The sequence below is a fragment of the Paractinoplanes maris genome (assembly GCF_023544465.1).
GTDB classification, from domain to species: Bacteria; Actinomycetota; Actinomycetes; order Mycobacteriales; family Micromonosporaceae; genus Actinoplanes; species Actinoplanes maris.
Genome location: NZ_JALPVL010000016.1, coordinates 117,658 through 142,966 on the forward strand (window position 1 = coordinate 117,658; position 25,309 = coordinate 142,966).

A 25,309-nucleotide genomic window follows, 5' to 3' on the forward strand; every position below is an offset into this window, starting at 1 on the left:
ACTGGGGACGATCGCCTCATGGAGATCGATGCATTCTCCGGTAACCTGCGGCGCATGGAGGTCTTCGATCAACTCGCCGAGCAGTACCAGGGCGAACACAGTCATAATCCCTTTCAGGCCGCGCTGATCGAAGAGATCGCCGCGCTGCTTCCGTCCGGCACCTCGGTGCTCGACCTGGGGTGCGGGACGGGAGTGCCGACCGCCCAGGTGCTGACCGAATCGGATCACCGGGTGGTGGGCGTCGACATCTCCGAGGGGATGCTGCGCCTGGCCCGGGAACAGGTGCCGGCGGCCGAGTTCGTGCACGCCGACTTCAAGGAGCTGGCCGACGACTTCGGCTCGTTCGAGGCGGTGACCGCGTTCTTCTCGCTGCTGATGCTGAGCAAGGCCGAGATCGAGCGCACTCTCGACAAGGCCTTCGGGTGGTTGAAGCCGGACGGCTACCTCGCCCTCGGCATGGTCAACTTCGACGGCGACAGTCTGCCGTTCGACTTCATGGGCGTGCCGGTGACCGTGTCCGGCTATCTCGAGTCCGACCTGGCCGCCGTCCTCAAGGCGCACGGCTTCACCGTCGTCAGCATCGAGACGGTCGCCTTCACCCCGGCCGACGGCCCCGAGGAGAGCCAGATCTTCGCCCTGGCCCGCAAGCCCGCCTGACAGTCCTCCGGCTGCCGCTGCCCAAGCGGCGGCCGGAGGCTCTGGTCAGTCGTCGAAAGTGACCGTCACCTTGGGCGAGACCGGGGTTGCCTGGCAGGTCAGGACAAAACCGGCGTCCACCTCGGCCGTTTCCAGGGCGAAGTTGCGCCGCATCGTCACCTCGCCCTCGACCACCCGGGCCCGGCACGTGCCACAGACTCCGCCCTTGCAGGCGAACGGCAGATCGGGCCGTGAGCGCTGGGCACCGTCGAGCACGGTGTCACCCTCGGCGACAGTCACGGTTGTCGACCGGCCGTCCAGCAGCACGGTCACCTCGCTGCCCTCGAGGAAAAGACCGGTTTCCCGTACGGGTTCCGGCGGCACCTCGTCGACCCAGAACAGCTCGCGGTGGATCCGCCCCGGCTCGACCCCGGCCTCCCCCAGCACCTCGGTGGCGTCGACGACCATCCCGTACGGCCCGCACAGCCACCAGTGATCGACCGCCGGCACGTCGAGCAGCCGCGGCAGCAGCGCGCGCAGCTTGTCGCCGTCGAGCCGCCCGCTGAGCAGGTCGACCTCGCGGGCCTCGCGCGACAGCAGGTGCACCAGCTCCAACCGGGACGGGTGCCGGTCCTTGAGATCGGCCAGTTCCTCGGCGAACATCACCGTGTCGGCTCGCCGGTTGCCATAGAGGACGGCGACCTGAGCCTTCGGGTTGCGCAGCAGCGACGTCGCGATCGACAGCACCGGCGTGATGCCCGACCCCGCCGCGATCATCACGTGCCGCCCGCCCGCTTCGAGGTCGGGCGTGAACGTCCCGGACGGCGGTGCGACCTCGACCGCGTCACCCACCCGCAGCTCGCGCACCAGCCAGCCGGAGACCACCCCACCCGGCACCTCGCGCACCCCGATCCGCGGCCGCGCCCCGACCGGGGCGCAGATCGAATACGACCGGCGCTCGTCCCGCTCGTCGCCCGGGCGGCGCACGGTCAGCGACTGCCCGGGGCGGAAGGCGTACGACTCGGCCAGGTCGTCGGGGACCTCGAAGGTCACCGCGACCGCGTCGGGACAGAGCCGCTCGACGTCGGCCACCCGCAGGGCGTGGAAATCCCGCACGTCAGATCTCCTTCACGTGCTCGAAGGGCTCCCGGCAGGCCGGGCACCGCCGCAGCTCGCGGCAGGCGGTCGCGCCGAACGCAGCCAGCCGCTCGGTCGACTCCGCACCGCACCGGGGACAGGCGACGTGCTCCTCGCGCACGCCGAGCACCAGCGGGACCGGCCCGGCGGCCCGCGCGGGGGCCGGCCCGGGCGGTGCTATGCCGGCCGCGGCCAGCTTGGCCCGGCCGGAGGCGGAGATCCAGTCGGTGGTCCAGGCCGGGGCGAGCGACGTCCGCACCCGGGCCCGCCCGTAGCCGGCGTCGTGCAGCGCCCGCACCAGGTCGGCGCTGATCGCCTCCATGGCCGGGCAGCCCGAGTAGGTCGGCGTGATCGTCACCTCGACGCCGTCGTCGGTCTCCCGCACCTCGCGAAGGATGCCCAGCTCGGCCAGCGTGAGCATCGGCAGCTCGGGGTCGGTGACCGTCGCCGCGACGTCGGCCGCGCTCACCACACACCGCCGGGCGTCGCGCGGGCCAGCTCCTGCATCTCGGCCAAGATGGCGGCCAGCTCGTCGCCGTGCTCGCCGTCGCGGCCGGTGCGGCCGACGGTCACCGGTGCCGGCTGGTCGAGTGTCGCCACGTGCAGCACCTCGGTCAGGACGGCGTCGAACTCGGATCGCAATGACGCCGGCTCGACGGCCACCCCGGCGGTGGCCAAGCGCAGCTCGACGTCGTGCGGTGCGAAGAACTCGCCGGTCAGCGGCCACACCGCGTCGATCGCGTCCTGCATGCGCCGGTGCGACAGATCGGTGCCGTCGCCCAGGCGGACCGTCCAGCCCGCCGCGTACTCCCGGTGGTAGGTGACCTCCTTGACGCCCTTGGCCCCGATCGCCGCCAGGACGGGGTCACGACTGGTGGCCAGCCGGTCGAGCAGGGCCAGCCGCCAGGTCGAGAAGACGAGCAGCCGGGCGATCAGATGACCGAAGTCCGGGTCCTCGCGCTCGACCAGCCGCACGTGCCGGAAGTCGGGGGCGTCGCGCAGGTAGGCCAGGTCGTCCTCGCCGCGGCCGGCCCCCTCCGCCTCGCCGGCCCGGGTCAGCAGCAGCCGGGCCTGGCCGAGCAGGTCGAGGCCGATGTTGGCGATCGCCATCTCGTCCTCGAGCTCGGGCGCGCGGGTCACCCACTGCTGCAGGCGGTGCGACAGGATCAGCGCGTCGTCGCCGAGCATCAGGCAGTAGGCCGCCAGGTCGGCGCCGTCCACGCCGTCGGGCAGTGCGGTGGGCACCCCGGCCAGCGGGTCGGCGAAACCCGTCCCGTACGCCCAGCGGGCATCGTCGTCGTGATCGGTGAGGGCCTGGTAGGCGTCGTCGAAGGACATCGCGGCCTCAGATGTGCGGAACCGAGTCGGGAATGGCGTAGTGGGTCGGGTGCCGGTAGACCTTGTCGCCGCTGGGCGCGAAGAAGGCGTCCTTGTCGTCCGGGCCCGAGGCCACCACGTCGTCGGAGCGCACCACCCAGATGCTGACCCCCTCGTTGCGCCGCGTGTAGAGGTCACGCGCGTGGTGCAGCGCCATCTCGTGGTCGGCCGCCCGCAGGGACCCGACGTGCACGTGGTTGAGGCCGCGCTTGGCCCGCACGAACACCTCGAACAGCGGCCACTCGTGCTTGACCTCGCCGCTCATGCCGGCACCTCCTGTCGCTCGCGGGCGGTCGCCTCGCGTCGTTTGGCCGCGTGGGCCGCCGCGGCCTCGCGGACCCAGGCGCCGTCCTCGTCGGCCCGGCGCCGGTTCGCGAGGCGCTCCGCGTTCATCGGCCCGTCGCCGGAGATCACCCGCTTGAGCTCGGACCAGTCGATCTCGCCGAAGTCGTGGTGCTCCCGCTCGGCGTTCCAGCGCAGGTCGGGGTCGGGCAGGGTGACGCCCAGCGCCTCGGCCTGGGGCACGCTCATGTCGACGAAGCGCTGCCGGAGCTCGTCGTTGGTGTGGCGCTTGATCTTCCAGGCCATCGACTGCGCCGTGTTGGGCGACTCGGCGTCGGGCGGGCCGAACATCATCAGCGACGGCCACCACCAGCGGTCGACCGCGTCCTGCACCATCGCGCGCTGCGCCTCGGTGCCGCGCATCATCGTCATCAGCAGCTCGTAGCCCTGCCGCTGATGGAACGACTCCTCCTTGCAGATGCGGATCATCGCCCTCGCGTACGGCCCGAACGAGCTGCGGCACAGCGGCACCTGATTGCAGATCGCGGCGCCGTCGACGAGCCAGCCGATGACGCCGACGTCGGCGAAGGTCAGCGTCGGGTAATTGAAGATCGAGGAGTATTTCTGACGGCCCTCGATCAACCGGCGGGTCAGGTCGCCCCGGTCGGCGCCGAGCGTCTCGGCCGCGGAGTAGAGGTAAAGGCCGTGGCCGGCCTCGTCCTGCACCTTGGCCAGCAGGATCGCCTTGCGCCGCAGCGACGGGGCCCGGGTGATCCAGGCGCCCTCGGGCTGCATGCCGATGATCTCGGAGTGCGCGTGCTGGGCGATCTGCCGGATCATCGTCTTGCGATAGCCGTCGGGCATCCAGTCCCGCGGCTCGATGCGCTGATCTTTGTCGATCGTCGCGGTGAACGCCTGCTCGTTCATGACGCCTCCCAGCTGAAGAAGCCCTGTCCGGTCTTGCGGCCCAGCTCGCCACGGGCCACCTTGTCGCGCAGCAGCCGGGGCGGGGCGAACCGCTCCCCCAGCTCACGGTGCAGGTGCTCGGCGATCGCGAGCCGCACGTCGAGCCCGACCAGGTCGGTCGAGCGCAGCGGGCCCATCGGATGCCGATAGCCCAGCTCCATGGCCCGGTCGATGGCCGCCGCGTCGGTGACACCCTCCTCGAGCATGCGGATCGCCTCGAGGCCGAGCAGCACGCCGAGCCGGCTGGTGGCGAACCCGGGCGAATCGCGGACGACGACCTCGCTCTTGCCCAGCCCGGCCACCCAGGCCCGGGCCGATTCCCGGGCCGCGTCGGTGGTCTGCGGGCCGGTCACGATCTCGACCAGTCTGCTGGCCGGCACCGGGTTGAAGAAGTGCAGGCCGACGAACCGCTCCGGCCGCCGGAGCCCGTCGGCCATCCCGGTGATCGACAGCGAGCTGGTGTTGCTGGCCAGCACGGCGTTGTCGCCGACGGCCCGCTCGGCCGCGGCCAGCACCTGGATCTTGAGGGCCGCGTCCTCGGGCACGGCCTCGACGACCAGATCGGTGTCGGCGCCCAGCCCGGCCGCGTCGTCGACGAGCACGAGCCGTTCGAGCACCAGATCGGCCGACTCGGCGAGCACACCCTTCTCGGTGGCGCGGAGCAGCCCCATGGCCACCCGGTCGCGGGCGGCCGCGGCGGCCGCCGGGTCACGCTCGACGAGACAGACGACCGAGCCGGCCACCGCGAAGACCTGAGCGATGCCGGCCCCCATCCGCCCGCCACCGATGACGGCGACCAGCTTGGGCACGGCCGGAGCAGGCGCGGTCATGACCGGCTCCCGCCGAGGAAGGCGTCCATCCGCACGCGTTTCTCCTCGGACTCGAAGAGGATCGCCTGGGCCAGGTCGTCGGTGAGCGGGTGTCCGTGGCCATCGGCGACCAGCTTGGTCAGACGCAGGGCGAGGGCGCCCGACCGGGTCATCCGGTCGAGCAGCGAGTGCGCCCGCTGGAGAAGATCCTCGGCCGGCACGACCTCGGCGACCAGGCCGAACCGCAGCGCGTCGCCGGCGTCGAGCCGGCGCCCGGCCAGCAGCACCTGCTTGGCCACCGAGGCGCCGACCAGCTCGCGCAGGCGCCAGCAGGCACCGGCCGCGGCCAGGATGCCGAGGCCGGGCTCCGGGTTGCCGAACACGGCCGCCGGGGAGGCGAGGCGCACGTCGCACGCATAGGCCAGCTCGGCGCCGCCACCCAGCGCGTAACCGTCGACGGCGGCCACCGTGGGCAGTGGCAGCCGGGCCAGACGGTCGAACAACCGGCTGTTGATGCCCTGCAACGCCTGCTCGCGTCCCCGTTCGCGCAGTTCCCCGATGTCGGCTCCGGCGGCGAACGTGCCGCCGTCGCCGGTGATCAGCAGCAGCCGCGGCTCGCGCTCCACGGCCGCGCACACGTCGTGCAGCTCCCCGACCATGGCGGCGTTGATCGCGTTGCGGGCCTCCGGCCGCCGCAACGTCACCACCACCCGGTCGTCGAGCTCCTCGACGTGCAGAGTGCTCATGGGCGCTCCACCAGCATCGCGACGCCCTGGCCGACGCCGACGCACAGGGTGGCGAGGCCACGGCGGGCGTTCTCGCGTTCCATGCGACCGAGCAGGGTGACGGTGAGGCGCGCGCCGGAGCAGCCCAGCGGGTGGCCCAGCGCGATCGCCCCGCCGTCGGCGTTGACGCGCTGCTCGTCGAGCTTGAGCCGGCGGATCACGGCCAGCGACTGCACCGCGAACGCCTCGTTGAGCTCGATCGCGTCGAGGTCACCGGCGTTCCAGCCGGCCCGGGCCAGTGCCTTCTCGGTGGCGGGCACCGGGCCCAGGCCCATGATCTGGGGCGGGACACCGGCGCTGGCCGCCGTGACGATCCGGGCGCGCGGTGTCAGTCCGTAGCGCTCGACCGCCTCCTTGCTGGCCACGACCAGCGCGGCCGCACCGTCGCTGAGCGGCGACGAGGAGCCGGCCGTGACCACGCCGCCCGACCGGAAGACGGTCTTGAGCTGGCCCAGCTTCTCCATCGTGGACCCGCGGCGCGGGATCTCGTCGGTGCTCACGTCGCCGACCGGCACGATCTCACCCTGGAAGCGGCCCGCGTCGATCGCCGCGATCGCCCGCTCGTGGCTGCGCAACGCGAACGCGTCGCTCTCGGCGCGGGTGATGCCGTCGAGCGCCGCCACCTCCTCGGCCGTCTCACCCATGCTGAGCGTGACGCGTCGATCGTCGGGGCCGGTGCCGGCCGTCTTGTCGTGCGCCTTGAACTGGGGGTTGGTGAAACGCCAGCCCAGCGACGTGTCGACGACCTCGCCGGGCCGGGCCCACGGGGTGCCGGGTTTCTGCATCACCCAGGGCGCCCGGGTCATCGACTCGACACCGCCGGCCACGATCAGGTCGGCCTCACCGGCGCGGATCTGGTTGGCCGCCGAGACGACCGCCGTGAGACCGCTGGCGCACAGCCGGTTGACCGTGTAGCCCGGGACGGTGTCGGGCAGGCCGGCGAGCAGCACGGCCATGCGGGCGACGTTGCGGTTGTCCTCGCCGGCCTGGTTGGCCGCGCCGAGGATCACCTCGTCGATCGCCTCGCCGGGCACGCCGGCCCGGCCGACCGCCTCGCGGACGACGAGCCCGGCGAGGTCGTCGGGACGGATGCCGGCGAGCGCGCCGCCGTATTTGCCCTGCGGGGTGCGGACGCCGCCGACGAGGTAGGCCTCGGCCATGGTGATGCTCCTCCGGTGCTCAGACGTGGTGACGGGACTGGAGGGTGAAGAACCGGCCGGTGACGAAGTAGTCGTCGGTCAGCGAGGCCGTGGCGGCCGGGTTGGCCCCGGAGCCGTGCAGGTCGCTGAACGCGGCGGTCTGGTTGACGAACACCCCACCGGTCAGATTTTCGGCAAGATGCACGCCCGCGTCGAGCGCGGCCTCCCGCGCAGCGGAAAGGACGTCGGGATTTGTGGAGTGGACCAGCGCGGTCAGCGCCCCGTGGGCCCGGACCGTCTCGACCAGGATGCGCAGGCTGTGCTCGGTCGACTCGGTGGCGATGACGAACGAGACCGGGCCGAACCACTCGCGGGTGTATGCCTTCTCGTCGGCGGCGTCGAGCCGGACGACGACCGGGGTGCGGATCGTGGCCCCCGGGTTGTGCTCGTCGGTGACCTCAGCCGTCGGGTGGATGACGCTCGCCGCGTTGTCGGCCTCGGTCAGCCGGGCCAGGACGCTGTCGTTGGCGATCGCGCCGAGCGTGCCCGCGGCGCGGGCCGGGTCACCCAGCAGCTTGTCGAGTGCGGCGGCGAGGTCGGCGCCGAACTCGTCGGCGGACCGGTGGCCGGCGTCGGTCTCGATGCCGTCCCGCGGGATCAGCAGGTTTTGCGGCGTGGTGCACATCTGGCCGCTGTAGAGCGAGAGCGAGAAGGACAGGTTGCGCAGCAGGCCCTTGTAGTCGTCGGTGGAGTCGATGACGACCGTGTTGAGCCCGGCCTTCTCGGTGTAGACGACGGCCTGACGCGCGTTCGCCTCCAGCCAGTTGCCGAACTCGCTGGAACCGGTGAAGTCGACGATCCGGACGTCGGGGTGCGTGGCCAGGGTGGCGGCGATGCCGTCGCCCGGCTCCTCGACGGCCAGCGTCACCAGGTCGGGGCTCTGGCCGGCCTCGGCGAGCACCTCGCGGCAGATCTGCACGGTGATGGCCAGCGGCAGCACGGCGCCCGGGTGCGGCTTGACGATCACCGGGTTGCCGGTGACCAGGCTGGCGAAGAGGCCGGGATAGCTGTTCCACGTGGGGAAGGTGTTGCAGCCGATCACGAGGCCGACCCCGCGGCCGACAACCGTGCTCGTCTTGGCCAGGCGCAGCGGGTCACCGCCGCGCTGGGGCTTGCTCCACTCGGTGGTGGCCGGGATGCGGGTGGTGGCGGCCAGCGCGTAGGCCACGGCCTCGAGCGCCCGATCCTGCGCGTGCGGGCCGCCGGCCTGGAACGCCATGACGAAGGCCTGGCCGGTGGTGTGCTGCACGGCGTGGGCCAGCTCGAAGGAGCGGGCGTTGATGCGCTTGATGATCTCGACGGCGACACCGGCCCGGCCCTGCGGACCGACGGCGCGCCAGGCCGGGGTGGCGGCCCGGGCGGCGGCGACCAGGGCCAGCGGGTCGGCCCGGGGATAGCTGACGCCCAGCTCGAGGCCCCAGGGCGAGCGCTCGGTGGAGACGGTGGCCTGGGCGCCGGGCACCTCGATCGGGAACGGCCGGCCGAGCAGGGCCCGGAACGCGCGCTCACCGTCGAGGGCGGCCTGCTCGCCATAGACCGACTTGCTCGGTGACTCGGGGAAGGCCGACCAGTAGTCACGGGCGGTCGTCGCCCGGACAGCCTGGTCGAGCAGCTCGGCATGCGTCTCGTAGAACCCGGCGGGGGTCGTCATCCTGCGCTCCCTTGCGCTCGCGTGCCATCATTATCTACCGTCCGGTCGGTCGGTAATCAAGCCCGGGAGAGAGAAATGGCACCGACACCCGCGAAGGAACCTCGTCGGCGTGGACGTCCCGGTCACGACCAGGATGCCGTGCTCGCCGCCGCCGTGCGCCTGTTCAACGAGCGCGGCTACGACTACACCAGCATGTTCGACATCGCCGTCTCCCTGGGCATCACGAAATCCAGCGTCTATCACCACATCAGCGGCAAGGAGCAGCTTTTGCAGATGGCGATGGACCGCGCACTCGACGGCCTGTTCGAGGCGGCCGACGAGGTCCGGGCCCTGGACGTCCCGGCCCTGGAGAGGCTGGAGCAGTTGATCCGGCGCAGCGTGATCGTGCTGTCCGACCGGTTCGAGTACGTGACCGTCCTGCTCCGCGTGCGCGGCAACACCGAGGTCGAGCAGCACGCGCTCGATCGGCGGCGCGAGTTCGACCTGGTGGTCACTGAGCTGGTCAAACAGGCCCAGGCCGAGGGCGGCGTACGCCCCGACATCGACCCGCCGACAGCCGCCCGCCTGCTGCTCGGCATGGTCAACTCACTCACCGAGTGGTATCGCCCGCGCCCCGGCGGCGCGGAGTCGATCGCCGACGCGGTCACCACCCTGGCCTTCGAGGGCTTGCGGGCCTGACCCCCGCCTTCACCGGATCTCCGCACCACCGACACGACCGGGGCACACGAGGTTGCGGGTGAGCACCGATTGGTTAGCGTGATCGCCGATGAAGCGAAGCCTGGCCGCCGGCGCGGTCGCCCTCCTCCTGGCCGGCTCGGTGAGTGCGTGCACCACCGACGAGACACCGGAGGCAGCTCCCGCATCGCCGTCCGGGGCGTCCGCTCCGACCGTGACGGTGCCATCGGCCGTACCGTCCTCGGTGCCACCCTCGTCGGCTCCTCCGCCCGACTGCGTCACCGCCGCTCTCGACGACCTCGACCTGCCGGAACGCGTGGGCCAGCTGCTCATGATCGGCGCCGCGGTGAACGCGCCCAGCGGCCTCGGCGACACCGTGCGCCGCTACCGGCTGGGCGGGGTCTTCCTGCGTGGCCGCAGCACCCACCGCGCCGCCGAGCTGAAATCGGACATCGCCGCGCTGCAGAAGAGCGCCGCCGTGCCGATGCTGGTCGCCGTCGATCAGGAGGGCGGCAGCGTGCAGACCCTCAAGGGTCCCGACTTCCCGCGGCTCCCGTCGGCCTTCCGGCTGGGGGCCGGGCCGGCCACGACGCTGCGCGCCACCACCCGCGACAGCGCCCGGCGCCTGACCGGCATCGGCGTGAACCTCAACCTCGCCCCGGTGGCCGACACCGTGCCCACCAGCATCGGCACGGCCAACCCGCCGATCGGTGCCTTCCGCCGCGAGTTCGGCAGCGATCCCGTACGCGTCGCCGCCGCCATCCGGACCGTCGTGCCCACCTCGCAGGACGCCGGCGTCCTGACCACCCTGAAGCACTTCCCCGGCCTGGGCCGCGTCCGCGTCAACACCGACGTCTCGACCGGCGCCACCGACAATGTCGCCACGGTCAACGACCCGTATCTGACCCCGTTCAAAGCCGGCATCGAGGCGGGCTCGGCCGCCGTGATGATCTCGTCCGCCCGCTACCCCAGAATCGACCCCGACGCGGTCGCCGCCTTCTCGAAGCCGATCATCACCGGCCTGCTCCGCGAGCGGATCGGCTTCGACGGCCTGGTGATCTCCGACGACCTGGGCGCCGCCCGGGCGGTCACCGCCGTCTCCCCCGCACAGAGAGCCGTACGTTTCGTCGCGGCCGGCGGCGACATGGTCCTCACCATCGTCGCCTCGGACGCCGCCCCCATGGCCACCGCCCTCATCGACAAGGCCGAAAGCGATCAGTCCTTCCGTGCCCGGGTCGACGACGCCACCCGCCACGTCCTGCAGGCCAAGCAGAAGGCGGGAATCCTCCGCTGCCGCTGACCCGCAGGTCGGCCGGGCGACGACGACTGCGAGGGCTGTCGTCGCTCCGGCCGGCGCTGTGGTCACTGCGCCTTGCGCAGGCGGAAGGTCAGGCCGATCGACTCGTCGGTGAACTCGCGGGCGCCGGGCCAGGTCGCCGCGCCGGGCTCGTAGGTCGTGGCCAGCACCTCGTCGGCGACCAAGGTGGCGTGCTCGGTCATCGCCTGAGCCGTCTCGCCCTCGGCCGACCAGTGCAGCTCGATGCGATCGGAGACCTCCAGACCGCTGGCCTTACGGGCCTCCTGGATCTGGCGGACGGCGTCGCGGGCCACGCCGGCCCGGCGCAGCTCGGGGGTGAGCGTCAGGTCGAGCGCCACCGTCGCGCCCGAGTCGGAGGCCACCGCCCAGCCCGCACGCGGGGTCTCGGTGATGACGACCTCGTCGGGGGTCAGGGTGATCGGCTCGCCGTCGACCTCGACCGTCGCCGTGCCCGAGGAGCGCAACGAGTCCTTGAGCACGGCGGCGTCGGTGGCGGCGATCGCCTGGGCCACGGCCTGCACCTTCTTGCCGAAGCGCCGGCCCAGCGTGCGGAAATTGGCCTTCGCCGTGGTGTCGACGAAGGAGCCGGCGACCGGGGTGACCTCGCCGACGTTGAGCTCGGCGGCGATCTCGGCGAGCAGGTCGGCCGGCAGGTCGTCGAAGCCGGCCGCCGAGGCCAGGGCGCGGGACAGCGGCTGGCGCACCTTCTGACCGGACTCGGCGCGCGCCGCCCGGCCCAGCTCGACCAGCCGGCGGACCAGCGCCATCTGCTTCGACAGAGCCGGGTCGATCAGCGCCGGGTCCGGCTCGGGGAACGCCGCCAGGTGCACCGACTCGGCCGCGCGCGGGTCGACCGCGGCCACCAGGTCGCTCCAGACGCGCTCGGTCACGAACGGCGTGAGCGGGGCCATCAGCAGCGTCACCGTGCGCAGGGCCTCGTGCAGGGTGGCGAGGGCGGCCGGGTCACCCCGCCAGAAGCGGCGGCGGCTGCGACGCACATACCAGTTGGAGAGGTCGTCGACGAACGCGGCGAGCAGCCGGCCCGCCTCCTGCGTGTCGAACTCCGCGTAGGCCGCGTCGACCTGGCCGACCAGGGCGTTCACCTCGGAGAGCACCCAGCGGTCGAGCAGCGGGCGATCGGCCGGCGCCGGGTCGGCGGCCGACGGCGTCCACCCGGCGGCGCGACCGTAGAGGGCCTGGAAGGCGACCGTGTTCCAGTAGGTCAGCAAGGTCTTGCGCACGACCTCCTGCAAGGTGGTGGGGCCGACCCGGCGCGCCGACCACGGCGAGCCGACACAGGCCATGAACCAGCGGACCGCGTCGGCGCCGTGCGTGTCCATCAGCGGGATCGGCTCGAGGATGTTGCCGAGGTGCTTGGACATCTTGCGGCCGTCCTCGGCCAGGATGTGGCCGAGGCAGACGACGGCCTCGTAGGACGAGCGGTCGAACACCAGCGTACTGATCGCCATCAGCGTGTAGAACCAGCCGCGGGTCTGGTCGATCGCCTCGGAGATGAACTGCGCGGGGAACCGCTTCTCGAAGAGCTCCTTGTTCTTGTACGGGTAGCCGAACTGCGCGAACGGCATGGAACCCGAGTCGTACCAGGCGTCGATGACCTCGGGGACCCGGGTCGCCGGCTGGGCGCACTGCGGGCAGTCGAAGGTCACCTCGTCGATGTAGGGCCGGTGCGGGTCGAGCCCGGACAGGTCGCGCCCCGTCCGGTCGCTGAGCTCGGCCAGCGAGCCGATGCAGGTCAGGTGGCCCTCGGCGCAGCGCCAGATGGGCAGCGGCGTGCCCCAGTAACGGTTGCGGGAGAGCGCCCAGTCGACGTTGTTGGTCAGCCAGTCGCCGTATCGGCCGTGCTTGACCGTCTCGGGCTGCCACATCGTCTTCTCGTTCTCCTGCAACATCCTTTCCCGGACGGCGGTGGTCCGCACATACCAGGACGGCTGCGCGTAGTAGATCAGCGCGGTGTGACAGCGCCAGCAGTGCGGGTACTGGTGCTCGTAGGGGTCGAGGCGGAACAGCAGGCCGGTGCGCCGCAGCTCCTCGACGAGCGGCTCGTTCGCCGTACGGAAGAAGAGGCCACCCACCAGGGCGAGCTCGGACTCGAAGGTGCCGTCGCGGCGGACCGGGTTGACCATCGGCAGGCCGTAGGCGCGGCAGCTGGCGAGGTCGTCGGCACCGAACGCGGGTGACTGGTGCACCAGACCGGTGCCGCTCTCGGTCGTGACGTAGCCGGCCAGGATCACGAAGTGCGCGCCGGGCACCTCGACCAGCTCGAACGGCGGCCGGTAGGTCCAGCGCTCCATCTGCTTGCCGGTGAACGACTCGCCGGTCGGGTGCCACTCGTCGCCGAGGACCTGCGTCATCAGCGGCTCGGCCAGCACCAGCCGCTCCTGACCGTCGGTGGCCACCACGTAGGTCACGTCGGGGTTGACCGCGACAGCCGTGTTGGAGACGAGAGTCCACGGCGTGGTCGTCCAGACCAGCAGCGAAGCCTGACCGGCGAGCGGGCCCGAGGTGAGCGGGAAGCGGACGTAGACCGCCGGGTCGACATCGGTCTCGTAGCCCTGGGCGAGCTCGTGGTCGGAGAGCGTGGTCTGGTCGCGCGGGCACCACGGGGCGACCCGGAAGTCCTCGACCAGCAGACCCTTGTCGAAGATCTGCTGGAGCGACCACCAGACCGACTCGATGTAGTCGGGATCCATCGTGCGGTAGGCGTCGGCCGTGTCGACCCAGTAGCCCATGCGCTCGGTGAGCTCGGCGAACGCGTCGGTGTGCCGGGTGACCGAGGCGCGGCAGCGATCGTTGAAGGCGGCCACCCCGTACGCCTCGATGTCCTGCTTGCCGCTGAAGCCGAGCTCCTTCTCGACGGCGAGCTCGACCGGCAGTCCGTGGCAGTCCCAGCCGGCCTTGCGGGCGACGTGGAAGCCCTTCATGGTGCGGTAGCGCGGGAAGACGTCCTTGAAGACGCGGGCCTCGATGTGGTGGGCACCGGGCATGCCGTTGGCCGTGGGCGGGCCCTCGTAGAAGACCCACTCGGGGCGGCCGGCGGACTGCTCGAGGCTGCGCGCGAAGATGTGCTTCTCCTGCCAGAACCGCAGGACGTCGTGGTCGAGCGCGGGCAGGTCGACCTGCGCGGGCACCTGGCTGTACACCGTTGTTCCTCCGTCGGACGTGTCCGTCATCAACAGAGGGACGAGGTCGTGACAACCCCGCGGTACCACCCTCTTTGGCCGCTATCTCCACGACCCACTCGAAGGGTGCAGCCGGTTCTACTCAGCCCGGGATGCGGGCCTTTCCTCCGACAGCTCCGGGGTGATCTTCTGGTCGCGCACGCCCCCGGGCTTCCACCGTCCCCGGGTCTCTCGTGGCTGCGTGCGACCGTACTCGTCCCCATCAGCGCCTCGCGCTGACGATGCTACCGGCCCCCGGCCGGCGGCAGCCATCAGGTTTCGGGTCTCATCGGCGGTGTCCTCCTTTCGCGTCGTTCCTCACCGCGAACTCTGCTCGGGGGGGTACGACATTTTCCGGCGGCGCCGTGCTGCCCCGGACGACCAGCCGGGGGACGAGCACGATCTCGCTCGTGACCGTGCGGCCGCCGTCGAGGCGGGAGACGGCGGCCTGCACGGCCTCGCGCGCCTGGGCCGGCGCGTCCTGGTTGACCGAGGTCAGGTCGATGTGGGCCAGATGGGCCAGCGTGCTGTCGTCATAGCCGACCACGGAGACCTGGCCGGGGACGTCGACCCCGGCTCGGACGAAGGCGTCCATCAGGCCCACGGCGAGGCGGTCGTTCGAGGTCACGACCGCGGTGGGCCGGTCGCGCCCGGCGGCCAGCCGGCGACCCACCCGCACGCCGCCCTCCTCCGTGTGGTCGCCGGCGAGCACGTGCGCGACCAGCCCGGCCCGGCGCATCGCCCGTCGATAGCCGCGGCGCCGGGCGGCCGCCACCACACCCTGCCCGCCGTCGATGAAAGCGATCCGCGTATGTCCGAGACCGATCAGATGGTCGAGCGCGGCGTCGACACCGACGTCGTCGGCCGGGCGCACCACGTCGACACCGACGCCGCGCGCCATGCGGCCGACCACCACGCAGGGCACCTGGGCCGCCAACCGGCCGAGCTCGCCGTCGGACGCGTCGGGACCGAGCAGGATCAGGGCCTCGCACCGGAAGTCGAGCAGGGTCTCGATGGCGCGCGGCTCGTCGCGGTGACGCGTGAGAGTGGAGAGCACCACCTCGTAACCCGCCTGGTCGGCCTCGACGTGGATCTCCTCGGCCAGCTCGGCGTGGAACGGGTTGCGCACGTCGAGCAGGACGCCGAGCAGATGACGGCGGCGGCGGGCCAGCAGGCTGGCCGCACGGTCGGCGCGATAGCCCAGCTCGGCCGCGGCGGCCAGCACGCGCTCCCGGGTCTCGGCGCTGGGGCCGGGCGCTCCGCGCAGCACGAGCGAGACCGAGGCCGGCGAGACGCCGACCCGGGCGGCCACATCGGACAGTCGCGGTCGCTGATCCACTCATTCACTCCCCGTGCACACCTTGACACCCAGCGAGATCAACATCGATAGTACAGGAGTTCTTAAAGCGCTTTAAAGGAGGCCGCACATGCCCGCTGCAGCACCCGTCGGAGTGGCAGTGATCGGCGCCGGCATGGTCGGCCGCGCGCACGCCAACGCCTACCGCCAGGCCGCCACCGTCTTCGGCCTCGACCAGCCCGCTCCCCGCCTGGTCGCCATCGCCGATCTGCACGAGCCGTTCGCCGCCGATGCCGCCGCGCGCTACGGCTACGCCCGGGCCGAGACCGATTGGCGCGCGGTCGTCGAGGCGCCCGACGTCGACGCGGTCAGCGTGGCCGTCGCCAACAGCCTGCACCGCGAGGTGGTCGAGGCCGCCCTGGCCGCCGGCAAGCACGTGCTGTGCGAGAAACCGCTCGCGCCGAGCGTCGCCGACGGCGAGGCGATGGCGGCGGCCGCCGCCGCGCCGGGCCAGGTCGGCGCGGTCGGCTTCACCTTCCGTCGCTCCCCCGCGCTCAATGCCATCCGCGAGCAGGTCGAGGGCGCTCTCGGCCCGGTGCGTCATTTCGTCGGCAACTACTGGTGCGACTACGGTTTCGACCCCCGGCGCCCGATGAGCTGGCGCTACCAGGGCGGGCCCGGCTCCGGCGTGCTGGCCGACATCGGCAGCCACCTGACCGACCTGGCCGAGTTCTTCTGCGGCCCGACCAGCGGTGTCCAGGGCACGACGATGGCCACGCTGGTGGCCGAGCGACCCCGGCCCCTGGGCATCGCGGTCGGCCACGCCGGTGGCGTGCGGGTCAGCGACGAGCTCGTCCCGGTCGAGAACGAGGACGTCTGCACGTTCACGACCAGCTACGCGACCGGCGCCGTGGGCACGTTCTCGCTGTCCCGGGTCGCCTTCGGGCACGCCAACACGCTGCGCGTCGACCTGTTCTGCGAGCGCGGCACCGCGTCGTTCGACATGACCCGGCCGGCCGAGTTCAGCATCATCGACGGCGGTCCCGAGGTGCCCGTCAACGGTGCTCGCACCGTCTTCATCGGACCGTGGCACCCGTATGTCGCTCGTGGCCTGCCGATGGACTTCCCCACGGTCGGCCACGGGCAGAACGACTTCTTCGTCTACCAGGCTCGCGCGTTCCTCGACCAGATCGCCGGCGTCAAGGGCCTCCCGCCGTGTCCCGACCTGGCCCACGGCCTGCACAACCTGCACGTCCTCGAGGCGGTCGTGGCCGCCACCGGCAAACCCATCACCCTCTGAGGAGACTCCTGCCATGCGCCTCGGTGCCTACACGGCCTGCCTGCACGACCGCTCCCTCGACGAAACCCTCAAGATCCTCGGTGAGCTGGGCCTGACCAGTGCCGAGATCAACACCGGTGGCTTCATCGCCGCGCCGCACATCCCCATCGACGACCTGCTCGCGAGCGCCGGCGCCCGCGAGGAATACCTGGGCCGCTTCGCCCAGGCCGGCATCACACTGACCGGCCTCAACTGCAACGGCAACCCGCTCAACCCCGACCCGCTGGTCGGGCCGCGACACGCCGACGACCTGCGGCGCAGCATCGAGCTGGCCGCGCTGCTCGGCGTCCGCCGGGTGGTCACCATGTCGGGGCTGCCCGGCAGCCACGCCGGCTCCTCGGTGGCCAACTGGGTGGTGAACCCGTGGGACAGCCAGTTCCTCGACGTCCTCGACTACCAGTGGCAGGAGGTGGCCGTCCCGTTCTGGCGTGACATCCAGGCCCGCGCGGCCGACGCCGACGTCAAGGTGTGCATCGAGATGCACCCGCAGAACCTGGTGTTCAACCCGCCCACGCTGCTGCGCCTCATCGAGCAGACCAACGCCACCCACGTCGGCGCCGAGATGGACCCGAGCCACCTGTTCTGGCAGGGCATCGACCCGGTGGCCGCCATCCGCTACCTGGGCGACCGGGTCTTTCACGCCGCCGCCAAGGACACCCGCATCAACGACGAGAACAATCGCCTCTTCGGCGTCCTCGACGACCGCTTCGCCCGCACCCCCGCCAACCGGAACCCGCTCAACCTCGGTGGCAACAACACGCTCAACCAGTGGCCCGACAAGCCGTCCTGGCAGTTCGTAGCCGTGGGCCGCGGCCACGGCGACGACTTCTGGATGCCGTTCCTGCAGGCGCTCCACGAGATCGACCCCGACATGGCCGTCAACATCGAGCACGAGGACACCGAGCTCGACCAGATCGAGGGCCTGCGCCTGGCCGCCGACAACCTGATCGCCGCGGCCCGCAAAGCAGGTGTCTGACGGACATGCCTCACCCGTCGAGGGCGGCGTCAGCAGGGCGAGAGCGTGGTCGATCTGTTCCGGGGTCATCGCCGGCGGCCGGCCGAGGCGCCGGCCGCGGGCCTTGGCCGCGGCGACGCCGTCGCGGGCGTTCTCGATGACCAGCTCGCGGATGAACTCGGCCAGCGTGGCGAAGACGTGGAAGACGAGCCGGCCGCCCGGGGTGGTGGTGTCAAGGGCTTCGGGCAAGCTCTTGAAGCCGATGCCGCGCCGGCGTAGCTCGACGGTCAGGGTGATCAGGTCTTGCAGGGGAGCGGGCGAGCCGGTCGAGGCTCGCATTCGATTCCCGGACAAGATCAAGGATCGCCGTTACCTGTGTTCTGGGTCTGCGCTCGTTGAGCGCAACGCGGCATCTACCGCGGTTTGCAGGGAGGGCACCACCGGTACGCCGATATCAGTGAAGTGCTCGCGGGCGTGCAGTGCGTCCTCGCCGGCGTGATAGATGACGCATCGCACCCCGCATGTGCGGGCCGCGTGGGCGTCGTCCACGCTGTCTCCGACCAGAAGCACCTGCTGCGTTTCCAGGTCCAGGTGCCGAAGATGGCGTGCCAGGTGCGGTGCTTTGTGTGCCAGATCGGCCCCCATGCTGCCGTCAATGCGCGTGAAGTACGTCGCTATGCCGGCGGCGGTCACCAGCGGCACCAGTTCCGAGTGCGGATACATCGACAGAAGCGACTGTGTTGCGCCTGTGGCCGCCCATCGCCGCAACGCCGCGGAGGCATCGGCCGTGAGGCTCACTGCCTGCTGATGCCGGGCGTATGCCTCACGGAAGCACCCGTCGAGGCGCTGCTGCTCCTGGAGGCCGAGGGCCCGGCCGACGAGCCGTTCGTAGAACAACGGGATCGGTTGGCAGTGATGCCGCTGATAGTCGGCGCGGGTGATGGGCGGGAACCCACAGGCATGCAGCGCGTCAATGGTCGCTGCGATGAGAGCACCACTGTCATCCAGGATCGTGCCGTTCCAGTCCCACACGATGTGCTGCATCTGTCGGCCCACGACACGGATGGCACCGGCTTCAGCGGTGGTCATCGGGACTCTCCCACGATCTGGCTGGCCGCCGCGGCCGCGCGGCACGTGAACACCTCGAGATAGTTGTCGATCTCGGCCAGCACGGCGGCCTTGCCCGGATCGTCGAGGAATGAGTACCGCACGGCCTGGCGTGCCAGCTCGGCGACACCGTGCTCCTTCAGATCGAGCAGGTCTGCGGCCACCTGGTACTCCCGATTCAGGGTGGTGGAGAACATGGGCGGGTCGTCGGAGTTGATGGTGACCGGCACACCCGCGGCCACCAACTGCGGCAGTGGATGCTCGGCCAGTGACGGTACCGAGCGGGTGCAGGCGTTGGATGTCGGGCACACCTCCAAGACGATGTCGTTCTCGCGGAGGTGCGCCATCAACTCGGGATCGCGGGCGGCGGCGATGCCGTGGCCGATGCGTTCCGCGCCGAGGTGGCGTACGGCGTCCCAGACGGTCTGCGGGCCGGTTGACTCACCGGCGTGCGGGACGCTGTGCAACCCGGCCGCACGGGCGGCGGCGAAGTGGCCGGCGTACCGGGTGCGGGGAATTCCCGCCTCCGGGCCGCCCAACCCGAAGCTGACCAGCCCGTCCGGGCGCTGCTTGAGCGCCACCTCCAGGGTGACGTCGGCGCCGGTCATCGTGGGCTCGCCCGGGATGTCGAAGCACCAGCGCAGCTGGATACCGTGGTCGCGCGCGGCCCGCCGCCGGGCATCCTCCACCGCCTCGCAGTACGCCTCTGCCGGAATGCCCCGCACGATCGACGAGTACGGGGTCAGCGTCACCTCGGCGTACCGCACCGACTGGGCGGCAAGGACAGCGCCGATGTCGTAGGTGAGCGCGGACACGTCCTCGGCGTCACGGATCAGATCCACCACCGACAGGTACACCTCGACGAAGTGCGCGAAGTCAGTGAACGTGAAGTACTCGGCCAGCAACGCCGGATCGGGCGGCACGGACGTGGTCCCGGCATGCCGCTCGGCCAGGCGAGCCACGGTCTGCGGCGTTGCCGACCCGACGTGGTGGACGTGCAGTTCCACCTTGGGTAGCCCGGTAATGAAGTCAGTCAGGTCCATTGCCATGTGCACGACCCCCAGCGCGAGTTGTCCGCTGGGAAGGCGACCTCCCCAGAGGGGAGGCGCCCTTGGACCGTGGAACGGACCGAGCGTGGCGGATGATCATCCGTCGCAGCGCCTCTCGACCCGCATCGGCACGCTAACAAGCCCGAACGGCGGTCGACAACCCCATGCGAGACAGGTCGGCACGTCCCGGGGAGCGCCGGGCGAAAGGGTTGACGGCCGGCTCGGTAAGTCGTAGCTTACGGTTCGTGGCCACTTACCAAGAGCCTGACGGGTGGGAGATCCTGGGGGACCCGAGCCGGCGCGCGATCGTGGAATGCCTGGCGGTCGGGCCGCGCGCGGTGGGCGAGCTGGCCGACGAGTTGCCGATCAGCCGGCCGGCGGTGTCCCAGCACCTGCGGCTGCTCAAGGACGCGGGGCTGGTCGAGGACGAGGCGGCGGGCACCCGGCGGGTCTATCGGCTCAATCCGGCGGGCGTGGCCGCGCTTCGGGATCAGCTCGACATGTTCTGGCGGCGGACCCTGCAGGGCTTTCAAGAGATCGTCGGGGAAGAGGACGAGGAGAAGTCATGACGGAGGCAACGGACCAGGTGGTGCTGCGGCAGATCGTCGTGCCGGCGGCGCAGGCCAAGGCGTTCGAGGTGTTCACCGGGCGCTTCAACGAGATCAAACCACGCGACCACACCCTGCTGAGCTCGCCGATCGCCGAGACGGTGTTCGAGCGCCGGGTGGGCGGGCGCATCTACGACCGCGGGGAGGACGGTTCGGAGTTCTCGTGGGCGCGGGTGCTGGTCTACGAGCCGCCGGAGCGGGTGGTCTTCACCTGGGACATCGGCGTCCAGTGGACACTCGAGCAGGACCTGGCGAATGCGAGCGAGGTCGAGGTCCGCTTCATCGCCGAGACCCCCGACCGCACCCGGGTCGAGCTCGAACACCGCCACCTCGACCGGCACGGGCCGGGCTGGGAGTCGCTGAACGACGCTCTGGGCAACGACCAGGGCTGGCCGTTGTACCTGAGCCGCTTCGCCGCCCTGTTCCCGGCCGCAGGTTGAGGAAAGGCAACCGCACGGCGGCAGGATCACTGCGTGGCTGAGCGCATCATTCTGATCAACGGGTTGCCCGGGTCGGGCAAGACGACTCTGGCGACCGCGCTGGCGGCCGAGCTGGCGGTGCCGCTCATCGCGAAGGACGCGCTCAAGGAGGCGCTGGCGGCGGCCGTGCCGCAGGTTCCGGCCGCCGCCCTCGGACCTACGGCGTCCGAGCTCATGTGGACGTTGGCGGCCGCCGTCCCGGGCGGCGTCGTTCTGGAGTCGTGGTGGTTCCGGCCGCGCGATCTGGCCTACGTCCGGGACGGTCTGAGCCGGGCCGGCGCCCGCCAGATCGTCGAGGTGTGGTGCGACGTGCCGGGCGAGGTCGCGCGCGAACGGTTCGCCCGGCGCACGAGGCCGGCCTGGTATGAGGACGACCGGCACCTGATCGAGTCGTGGCCGCGCTGGCTCGCCGAGGCCGCGCCGCTCGGTGTCGGCCGGGAGATTCGGGTCCGCACCGACGCCGCCGTCGACATCCGCGGCCTGGCGGGGACGATGACCCGGCCGCACGAGCCAGGGCGCACGGCAGCGGACGCGCCGGACAAGACGTAATGCGGCGGCCCGGACGAACCGACGAGAGGGGCGGCCGGCGAGAGGCCCCCGGCGCAAGTTCGCCGGGGGCCTCGTCGCTACCGGCCGGAGTGCTTCTCGACGTACTGGTTGATCTGGCTCAGGTTGAAGCGCGCGCTCTCCTCGGCCCGCTCCTCCCAGGCGAAGACGCAGACCGTGGCGATGCCGTCGAAACCGACCTCGGTCAGCGTCGCGAAGAAGAGGTCCCAGTCGACCTCGCCCTGGCCCATGTCGAGATGTTGGTGGACGCGGGCCGTGCTGCCCGGTGGGTTGACGATGTAGCGCAGGCCCGATGACGCCCGGAAGTCGAACGAGTCGGCTATGTGCAGCTGAGTCAGCAGGGGGCCGGCGTAGCGGATGATCTCGGCCAGGTTGCCGCCCTGGTGGAACGTGTGGGGACAGCAGTAGAGGAACGAGACCAGCTCGCTGTTGATGCCGCGGATCAGGTTGACCGCCCCGATGCCGTCCTCGAGGAAGTCGTCGGGGTGCGGTTCGAGGACCAGGCGTACGCCCTCGCGTTCGAAGATGGGCAGCAGCTCCTCCATCGAACGCCAGAACTGGGCCTCGCTCTCGGCCGCCAGCGAGGGGCGGCCGTTGAACTCGGAGTTCATGACGGTCACCCCGAGGTCGACGGTGATCTCGATGGCCCGTTTCCAGTAGCGGACTGCCGCCTGCCGCTCGTCCTCGTCGGGTCCGGACCAGCGGTAGAGCGGCAGCACCGACGCGACCGAGACCTCGGCGGCGGCGAGCTCCTTGCGGAACGCCGCCACCCCGGCCTTGTCCACCCGCGGATGCAGGAAGAACGGCAGGAAGTCGTCGCGCGGCGAGAGCTCGATGTGGTGGTAGCCCAGCTCGGCCACCGTCCGCGGCAACTCGAGCAACGGCACCCGGCGCAGCATGTACGGGTCGAGGGCGATCTTCATGCCGCCTCACCCCGATCGGCGAGCCCACCGATGCGGCGCGGGGGAACAGGAGTCTGGCTCATGCGGCCACCTCCGACCCGTACAGCTTGGGACGTTCGGTCAGGACGACCGGCACCCGCTCGCCGGTGCGCAGGGCGGCCACACCCGCGTCGGAGACCACGGCGGCCGCGTAGCCGTCCCAGGCCGACGGGCCGACCGGGTGGCCACCGGTACGCAGCGCGTCGATCCATTCCTGGAACTCCACGTCGTACGCCGCCAGGAACCGCTCGCGCCAGTCGGCCGGCACCGGGTCGGCCGACAACCCGGCCCGCCGCACGTGCACCGGGCTCAGCGAGCCCAGCGACGCCGTGCCCTCCTCCCCCACTATTTCGCCCCGGATGTCGTAGCCGTACCGGATGTTGACCGACGTCTCCACGTCGACCAGCACCCCGGACGAGAGCTCGAACAGCAGCATCAGCGGATCCTGCAGTTCCCCGCCGAGGCTGCTGCGGCGCGGCGTCAGCACCCGGACCGCGGTGATCTCGTCGTCGAACATCCAGCGGACCATGTCGATCTCGTGCACCGCGGTGTCGGTGATCGCCATTTCCTTCTCGTAGAAACCGGGCACGCTGGCGTTGCGGTGGGCGCAGTGCATCATGAGCGGCGCCCCGATCTGACCCGTGGCCAGGACCGATTTCAACGCCCGGTACGACGCGTCGTAGCGCCGCATGTAGCCCACCTGCACCAGCCGGCTGCCGTGGGCCGCCTCCGCCTCGAGGATGCGCAGGCACGCCTCCTGCGTGGTGGCCAGCGGCTTCTCGCAGAAGACCGGCTTGCCCGCCGCGATCGCCGCCAGCACGTACTGCTCGTGGGTCGGCCCCCACGAGCAGACCACGACCGCGTCGACCGACGGGTCGGCGATCAGCGCCTCGCCCGACTCGAAGGCGGGCGCGCCGACCCGGGCCCCGACCGAGGCGGCGACCGCCGTGTCCACGTCGGCCACGGCCGTCACCCGCACCCCGGCCAGCACCGACGTCATGCGCCGGATGTGGTCCTGGCCGATCATGCCGGTGCCGATGACTCCGACCTGCAGCATCCGCATCACCGCTTCAGTTCGTGGGACAACTCGGTGAGCTCGTCGCCGCCGGCCATCTGCCGGGTCAGCTCGTCGAGGCTGACCTGGCTGCGGGTCTTGTCGAGCGTGGTCGCGCCCAGCTTGAGGATCACGAAGTGGTCGCCGACCAGGTAGGCGTGGTGCGGGTTGTGCGTGATGAAGACGACGCCCAGTCCGGCGTCGCGGGCCGCGGCCACGTATTTGAGCACGACACCGGACTGCTTGACCCCGAGAGCCGCGGTGGGCTCGTCGAGGATCAGCACGCGCGCGCCGAAATACACCGCGCGGGCGATCGCCACGCACTGGCGCTGGCCGCCGGACAGCGTACCGATGGGCTGGTCGATGTCCTTGACCACGATGCCCATCTTGCGCAGCTCGGCGTCGGCGATCTCCTTCATCTTCTTGATCTTGAGCCCGGCCAGCGGGTACTTGCCCGCGGTCAGCTCGGAGCCGAGGAAGAAGTTGCGCCAGACCTCCATCAGCGACACCACGGCCAGGTCCTGATAGACGGTCGCGATGCCGTGGGCCAGCGCCTCACGCGGTGACGCGAAGGAGACGTCCTTGCCGTCGACCCGCAGGCTGCCGTCGTTGTGCGGGTGCAGACCCGACATGATCTTGATCAGGGTGGACTTGCCGGCGCCGTTGTCGCCGAGCACGCAGGTCACCTCGCCCGCGTTGACCCGCAGGTTGATGCCTCGCAGTGCGCGGATCGCCCCGTACGACTTGCCGACCTCATCCATCTCGATGAGCGGCTCGCCGCGGTTGAGCTCCCGGTCGGCGTGCGAGGCCAGGGTGTCAGTCATTGCCTAACCAACCTTCCTGGTCGTGGACATCTTCTTGACGTAGAGGTTGACCAGCACCGCGAGCAGGAGCATGACGCCGAGGAAGGCCTTGAACCAGTTGGGGTCCCAGCCCGCATAGATGATGCCCAGGCTGGTCATGCCGAAGATGAACGCGCCGATCGCGACGCCGACCGCGTTGCCGAAGCCACCGGTGAGCAGCGTGCCGCCCACCACCGCGGCGATGATGTAGAGGAACTCGTTGCCGACGCCGCCGCCGGCCTGCAGCGTGTTGAACCGGAAGAGCTGGTGCATGCCGACGAACCAGCCCAGGAACGACACCGCCATGAACAGGCCGATTTTCGTCCGGACCACCGGCACCCCGACGGCCCGGGCGCTGTCCGGGTTGCCACCCACCGCGAAGATCCAGTTGCCGACCTTGGTCCTCTGCAGGGTCCAGGCGGCCAGCGCGACGAAGAGGATCCACCAGAGCACCGACGTCCACACGGTGACCGACCCGATCTTGAAGCTGGACGCGAAGATCTTGCCGAGCGAGTCGAACCCGTCGATGTTGCTGACGTCGGTCGACGACACGGTCCCGGTGACCAGCTTGGTGACGCCCAGGTTGGCCCCCTGCAGCACGAAGAACGTGCCCAGCGTGATCAGAAAGCTCGGGATGCCGGTCCGCATCACCAGGTATCCGTTGAGGAACCCGATGGCCAGGCAGAAGACCAGCGACAGGATCGCACCGATCCACAGGTTGACCCCGAAATACCAGCAGAACATCGAGGCCGACAGACCCGCGGTGTAGACGATGACGCCGGCCGACAGGTCGAACTCGCCACCGATCATCAGCAGCCCGACGCCGACCGCGACGATGCCGATCACCGAGGCCTGATAGAGCACGGTGAAGAACGACTCGGCCGAGCGGAACGACGGCGCGAGGGACAGGAAGAAGATGAAGATGATGATCGCCGCGACCAGGGCGCCGATCTCGGGCCGAGCCATCAGACGGCTGGCCAGCCCGGCCCGGACCCGGCCGGACGGTTCGGATGAAGGAGCGGGCGCCGGCGCCGCCTCGACTGTCTGACTCATGACG

General features: G+C 70.9%; 25 protein-coding genes, 1 pseudogene and 1 riboswitch. Of the genes and pseudogenes, 8 read left to right on the forward strand and 18 right to left on the reverse strand.

Annotated features, from left to right (window positions below; all coding sequences use genetic code 11):
- Nucleotides 1-18: 18 nt before the first annotated feature.
- The gene (locus tag NAG42_RS38650; RefSeq protein WP_250037331.1) at nt 19-657 is read left to right on the forward strand and encodes a class I SAM-dependent DNA methyltransferase; all 639 of its coding nucleotides are present in this window, start codon (nt 19-21) and stop codon (nt 655-657) included.
- 45 nt (nt 658-702) lie between these two features.
- Here NAG42_RS38650 and paaE read toward each other — a convergent pair whose 3' ends face one another.
- The 9 genes from paaE to paaN are packed head-to-tail and all read right to left on the reverse strand — an operon-like array spanning nt 703 to nt 8,842.
- Nucleotides 703-1,752: a 1,2-phenylacetyl-CoA epoxidase subunit PaaE gene (gene paaE / locus NAG42_RS38655; protein WP_250037333.1), complete on the reverse strand. Its 1,050-nt coding sequence runs from the start codon at nt 1,750-1,752 to the stop codon at nt 703-705.
- Between the two features lies 1 nt (nt 1,753).
- The gene (paaD, locus tag NAG42_RS38660) at nt 1,754-2,245 is read right to left on the reverse strand and encodes a 1,2-phenylacetyl-CoA epoxidase subunit PaaD (RefSeq protein ID WP_438872506.1); all 492 of its coding nucleotides are present in this window, start codon (nt 2,243-2,245) and stop codon (nt 1,754-1,756) included.
- Complete coding sequence (gene paaC / locus NAG42_RS38665) at nt 2,239-3,111, reverse strand: 1,2-phenylacetyl-CoA epoxidase subunit PaaC (RefSeq protein WP_250037335.1); 873 nt, start codon at nt 3,109-3,111, stop codon at nt 2,239-2,241. The genes paaD and paaC overlap by 7 nt, the downstream gene beginning before the upstream one ends.
- Before the next feature lie 7 nt (nt 3,112-3,118).
- Nucleotides 3,119-3,415, reverse strand: a complete 297-nt coding sequence (gene paaB / locus NAG42_RS38670) for a 1,2-phenylacetyl-CoA epoxidase subunit PaaB (RefSeq protein WP_250037340.1) — start codon at nt 3,413-3,415, stop codon at nt 3,119-3,121.
- Entirely contained in the window at nt 3,412-4,359 is a 948-nt protein-coding gene (paaA, locus tag NAG42_RS38675) for a 1,2-phenylacetyl-CoA epoxidase subunit PaaA (protein ID WP_250037342.1), read from the reverse strand. The genes paaB and paaA overlap by 4 nt, the downstream gene beginning before the upstream one ends.
- Nucleotides 4,356-5,228, reverse strand: a complete 873-nt coding sequence (locus tag NAG42_RS38680; protein ID WP_250037343.1) for a 3-hydroxyacyl-CoA dehydrogenase family protein — start codon at nt 5,226-5,228, stop codon at nt 4,356-4,358. Before NAG42_RS38680 ends, paaA begins: the two co-directional genes overlap by 4 nt.
- Complete coding sequence (locus NAG42_RS38685) at nt 5,225-5,953, reverse strand: enoyl-CoA hydratase/isomerase family protein (RefSeq protein ID WP_250037345.1); 729 nt, start codon at nt 5,951-5,953, stop codon at nt 5,225-5,227. Before NAG42_RS38685 ends, NAG42_RS38680 begins: the two co-directional genes overlap by 4 nt.
- The gene (locus tag NAG42_RS38690) at nt 5,950-7,152 is read right to left on the reverse strand and encodes a thiolase family protein (protein ID WP_250037347.1); all 1,203 of its coding nucleotides are present in this window, start codon (nt 7,150-7,152) and stop codon (nt 5,950-5,952) included. Before NAG42_RS38690 ends, NAG42_RS38685 begins: the two co-directional genes overlap by 4 nt.
- Nucleotides 7,153-7,171: 19 nt before the next feature.
- Nucleotides 7,172-8,842 carry a phenylacetic acid degradation protein PaaN gene (paaN, locus tag NAG42_RS38695; protein ID WP_250037349.1) on the reverse strand — a complete coding sequence of 557 codons (1,671 nt, stop codon included), beginning with the start codon at nt 8,840-8,842 and terminating at the stop codon, nt 7,172-7,174.
- A gap of 75 nt (nt 8,843-8,917) precedes the next feature.
- On the opposite strand from paaN, the gene NAG42_RS38700 reads away from it, so the two are divergent.
- Entirely contained in the window at nt 8,918-9,520 is a 603-nt protein-coding gene (locus tag NAG42_RS38700; protein WP_250037351.1) for a TetR/AcrR family transcriptional regulator, read from the forward strand.
- Between the two features lie 88 nt (nt 9,521-9,608).
- Nucleotides 9,609-10,817 carry a glycoside hydrolase family 3 N-terminal domain-containing protein gene (locus NAG42_RS38705; protein WP_250037353.1) on the forward strand — a complete coding sequence of 403 codons (1,209 nt, stop codon included), beginning with the start codon at nt 9,609-9,611 and terminating at the stop codon, nt 10,815-10,817.
- Between the two features lie 62 nt (nt 10,818-10,879).
- On the opposite strand, the gene ileS is transcribed toward NAG42_RS38705, so the two are convergent.
- Together ileS and NAG42_RS38715 are read right to left on the reverse strand one after the other, a co-directional pair.
- Entirely contained in the window at nt 10,880-13,996 is a 3,117-nt protein-coding gene (gene ileS / locus NAG42_RS38710) for an isoleucine--tRNA ligase (RefSeq protein ID WP_250037354.1), read from the reverse strand.
- 304 nt (nt 13,997-14,300) lie between these two features.
- Nucleotides 14,301-15,353, reverse strand: coding sequence for a LacI family DNA-binding transcriptional regulator (locus NAG42_RS38715; protein WP_250037356.1), 1,053 nt, complete (start codon nt 15,351-15,353; stop codon nt 14,301-14,303).
- An 88-nt stretch (nt 15,354-15,441) separates the two neighbouring features.
- Between NAG42_RS38715 and NAG42_RS38720 the strand changes: the two genes are divergently transcribed.
- Together NAG42_RS38720 and NAG42_RS38725 are read left to right on the forward strand one after the other, a co-directional pair.
- Nucleotides 15,442-16,611 (forward strand): Gfo/Idh/MocA family protein, encoded by a 1,170-nt coding sequence (locus NAG42_RS38720; protein WP_250037357.1) that lies wholly within the window; start codon nt 15,442-15,444, stop codon nt 16,609-16,611.
- Between the two features lie 13 nt (nt 16,612-16,624).
- A complete protein-coding gene (locus NAG42_RS38725) occupies nt 16,625-17,626 on the forward strand; it encodes a sugar phosphate isomerase/epimerase family protein (RefSeq protein ID WP_250037359.1) in 1,002 nt (333 codons plus the stop codon).
- A gap of 150 nt (nt 17,627-17,776) precedes the next feature.
- Here NAG42_RS38725 and NAG42_RS38730 read toward each other — a convergent pair.
- The 3 genes and pseudogenes from NAG42_RS38730 to NAG42_RS38740 all read right to left on the reverse strand — a co-directional run.
- Nucleotides 17,777-17,944: pseudogene (locus tag NAG42_RS38730) on the reverse strand (recombinase family protein); the annotation flags it as partial.
- Between the two features lie 30 nt (nt 17,945-17,974).
- Entirely contained in the window at nt 17,975-18,694 is a 720-nt protein-coding gene (locus NAG42_RS38735) for an HAD family hydrolase (RefSeq protein WP_250037361.1), read from the reverse strand.
- Nucleotides 18,691-19,761 (reverse strand): adenosine deaminase, encoded by a 1,071-nt coding sequence (locus NAG42_RS38740; RefSeq protein ID WP_250037362.1) that lies wholly within the window; start codon nt 19,759-19,761, stop codon nt 18,691-18,693. The genes NAG42_RS38735 and NAG42_RS38740 overlap by 4 nt, the downstream gene beginning before the upstream one ends.
- Nucleotides 19,762-19,808: 47 nt before the next feature.
- Nucleotides 19,809-19,884, reverse strand: a riboswitch (S-adenosyl-L-homocysteine riboswitch).
- Nucleotides 19,885-20,006: 122 nt separating this feature from the next.
- On the opposite strand from NAG42_RS38740, the gene NAG42_RS38745 reads away from it, so the two are divergent.
- From NAG42_RS38745 to NAG42_RS38755, 3 genes are read left to right on the forward strand one after another with little or no spacing between them, the layout of a single operon-like run.
- A complete protein-coding gene (locus NAG42_RS38745; RefSeq protein ID WP_250037364.1) occupies nt 20,007-20,330 on the forward strand; it encodes an ArsR/SmtB family transcription factor in 324 nt (107 codons plus the stop codon).
- Nucleotides 20,327-20,809 carry an SRPBCC family protein gene (locus NAG42_RS38750; RefSeq protein WP_250037366.1) on the forward strand — a complete coding sequence of 161 codons (483 nt, stop codon included), beginning with the start codon at nt 20,327-20,329 and terminating at the stop codon, nt 20,807-20,809. The genes NAG42_RS38745 and NAG42_RS38750 overlap by 4 nt, the downstream gene beginning before the upstream one ends.
- 33 nt (nt 20,810-20,842) lie before the next feature.
- The gene (locus tag NAG42_RS38755) at nt 20,843-21,397 is read left to right on the forward strand and encodes an AAA family ATPase (RefSeq protein WP_250037368.1); all 555 of its coding nucleotides are present in this window, start codon (nt 20,843-20,845) and stop codon (nt 21,395-21,397) included.
- A 77-nt stretch (nt 21,398-21,474) separates the two neighbouring features.
- Here NAG42_RS38755 and NAG42_RS38760 read toward each other — a convergent pair whose 3' ends face one another.
- Genes NAG42_RS38760 through NAG42_RS38775 form a run of 4 tightly spaced genes read right to left on the reverse strand, consistent with a single transcriptional unit; the run spans nt 21,475 to nt 25,305 of the window.
- On the reverse strand, nt 21,475-22,338 hold the full coding sequence (locus NAG42_RS38760) for a sugar phosphate isomerase/epimerase family protein (protein WP_250037369.1): 864 nt from the start codon (nt 22,336-22,338) through the stop codon (nt 21,475-21,477).
- Between the two features lie 58 nt (nt 22,339-22,396).
- Nucleotides 22,397-23,413 carry a Gfo/Idh/MocA family protein gene (locus NAG42_RS38765; RefSeq protein WP_250037371.1) on the reverse strand — a complete coding sequence of 339 codons (1,017 nt, stop codon included), beginning with the start codon at nt 23,411-23,413 and terminating at the stop codon, nt 22,397-22,399.
- Nucleotides 23,414-23,418: 5 nt separating this feature from the next.
- A complete protein-coding gene (locus NAG42_RS38770) occupies nt 23,419-24,234 on the reverse strand; it encodes an ATP-binding cassette domain-containing protein (RefSeq protein ID WP_250037373.1) in 816 nt (271 codons plus the stop codon).
- A gap of 3 nt (nt 24,235-24,237) precedes the next feature.
- Nucleotides 24,238-25,305: an ABC transporter permease gene (locus NAG42_RS38775; RefSeq protein WP_250037375.1), complete on the reverse strand. Its 1,068-nt coding sequence runs from the start codon at nt 25,303-25,305 to the stop codon at nt 24,238-24,240.
- Nucleotides 25,306-25,309 lie beyond the last annotated feature (4 nt).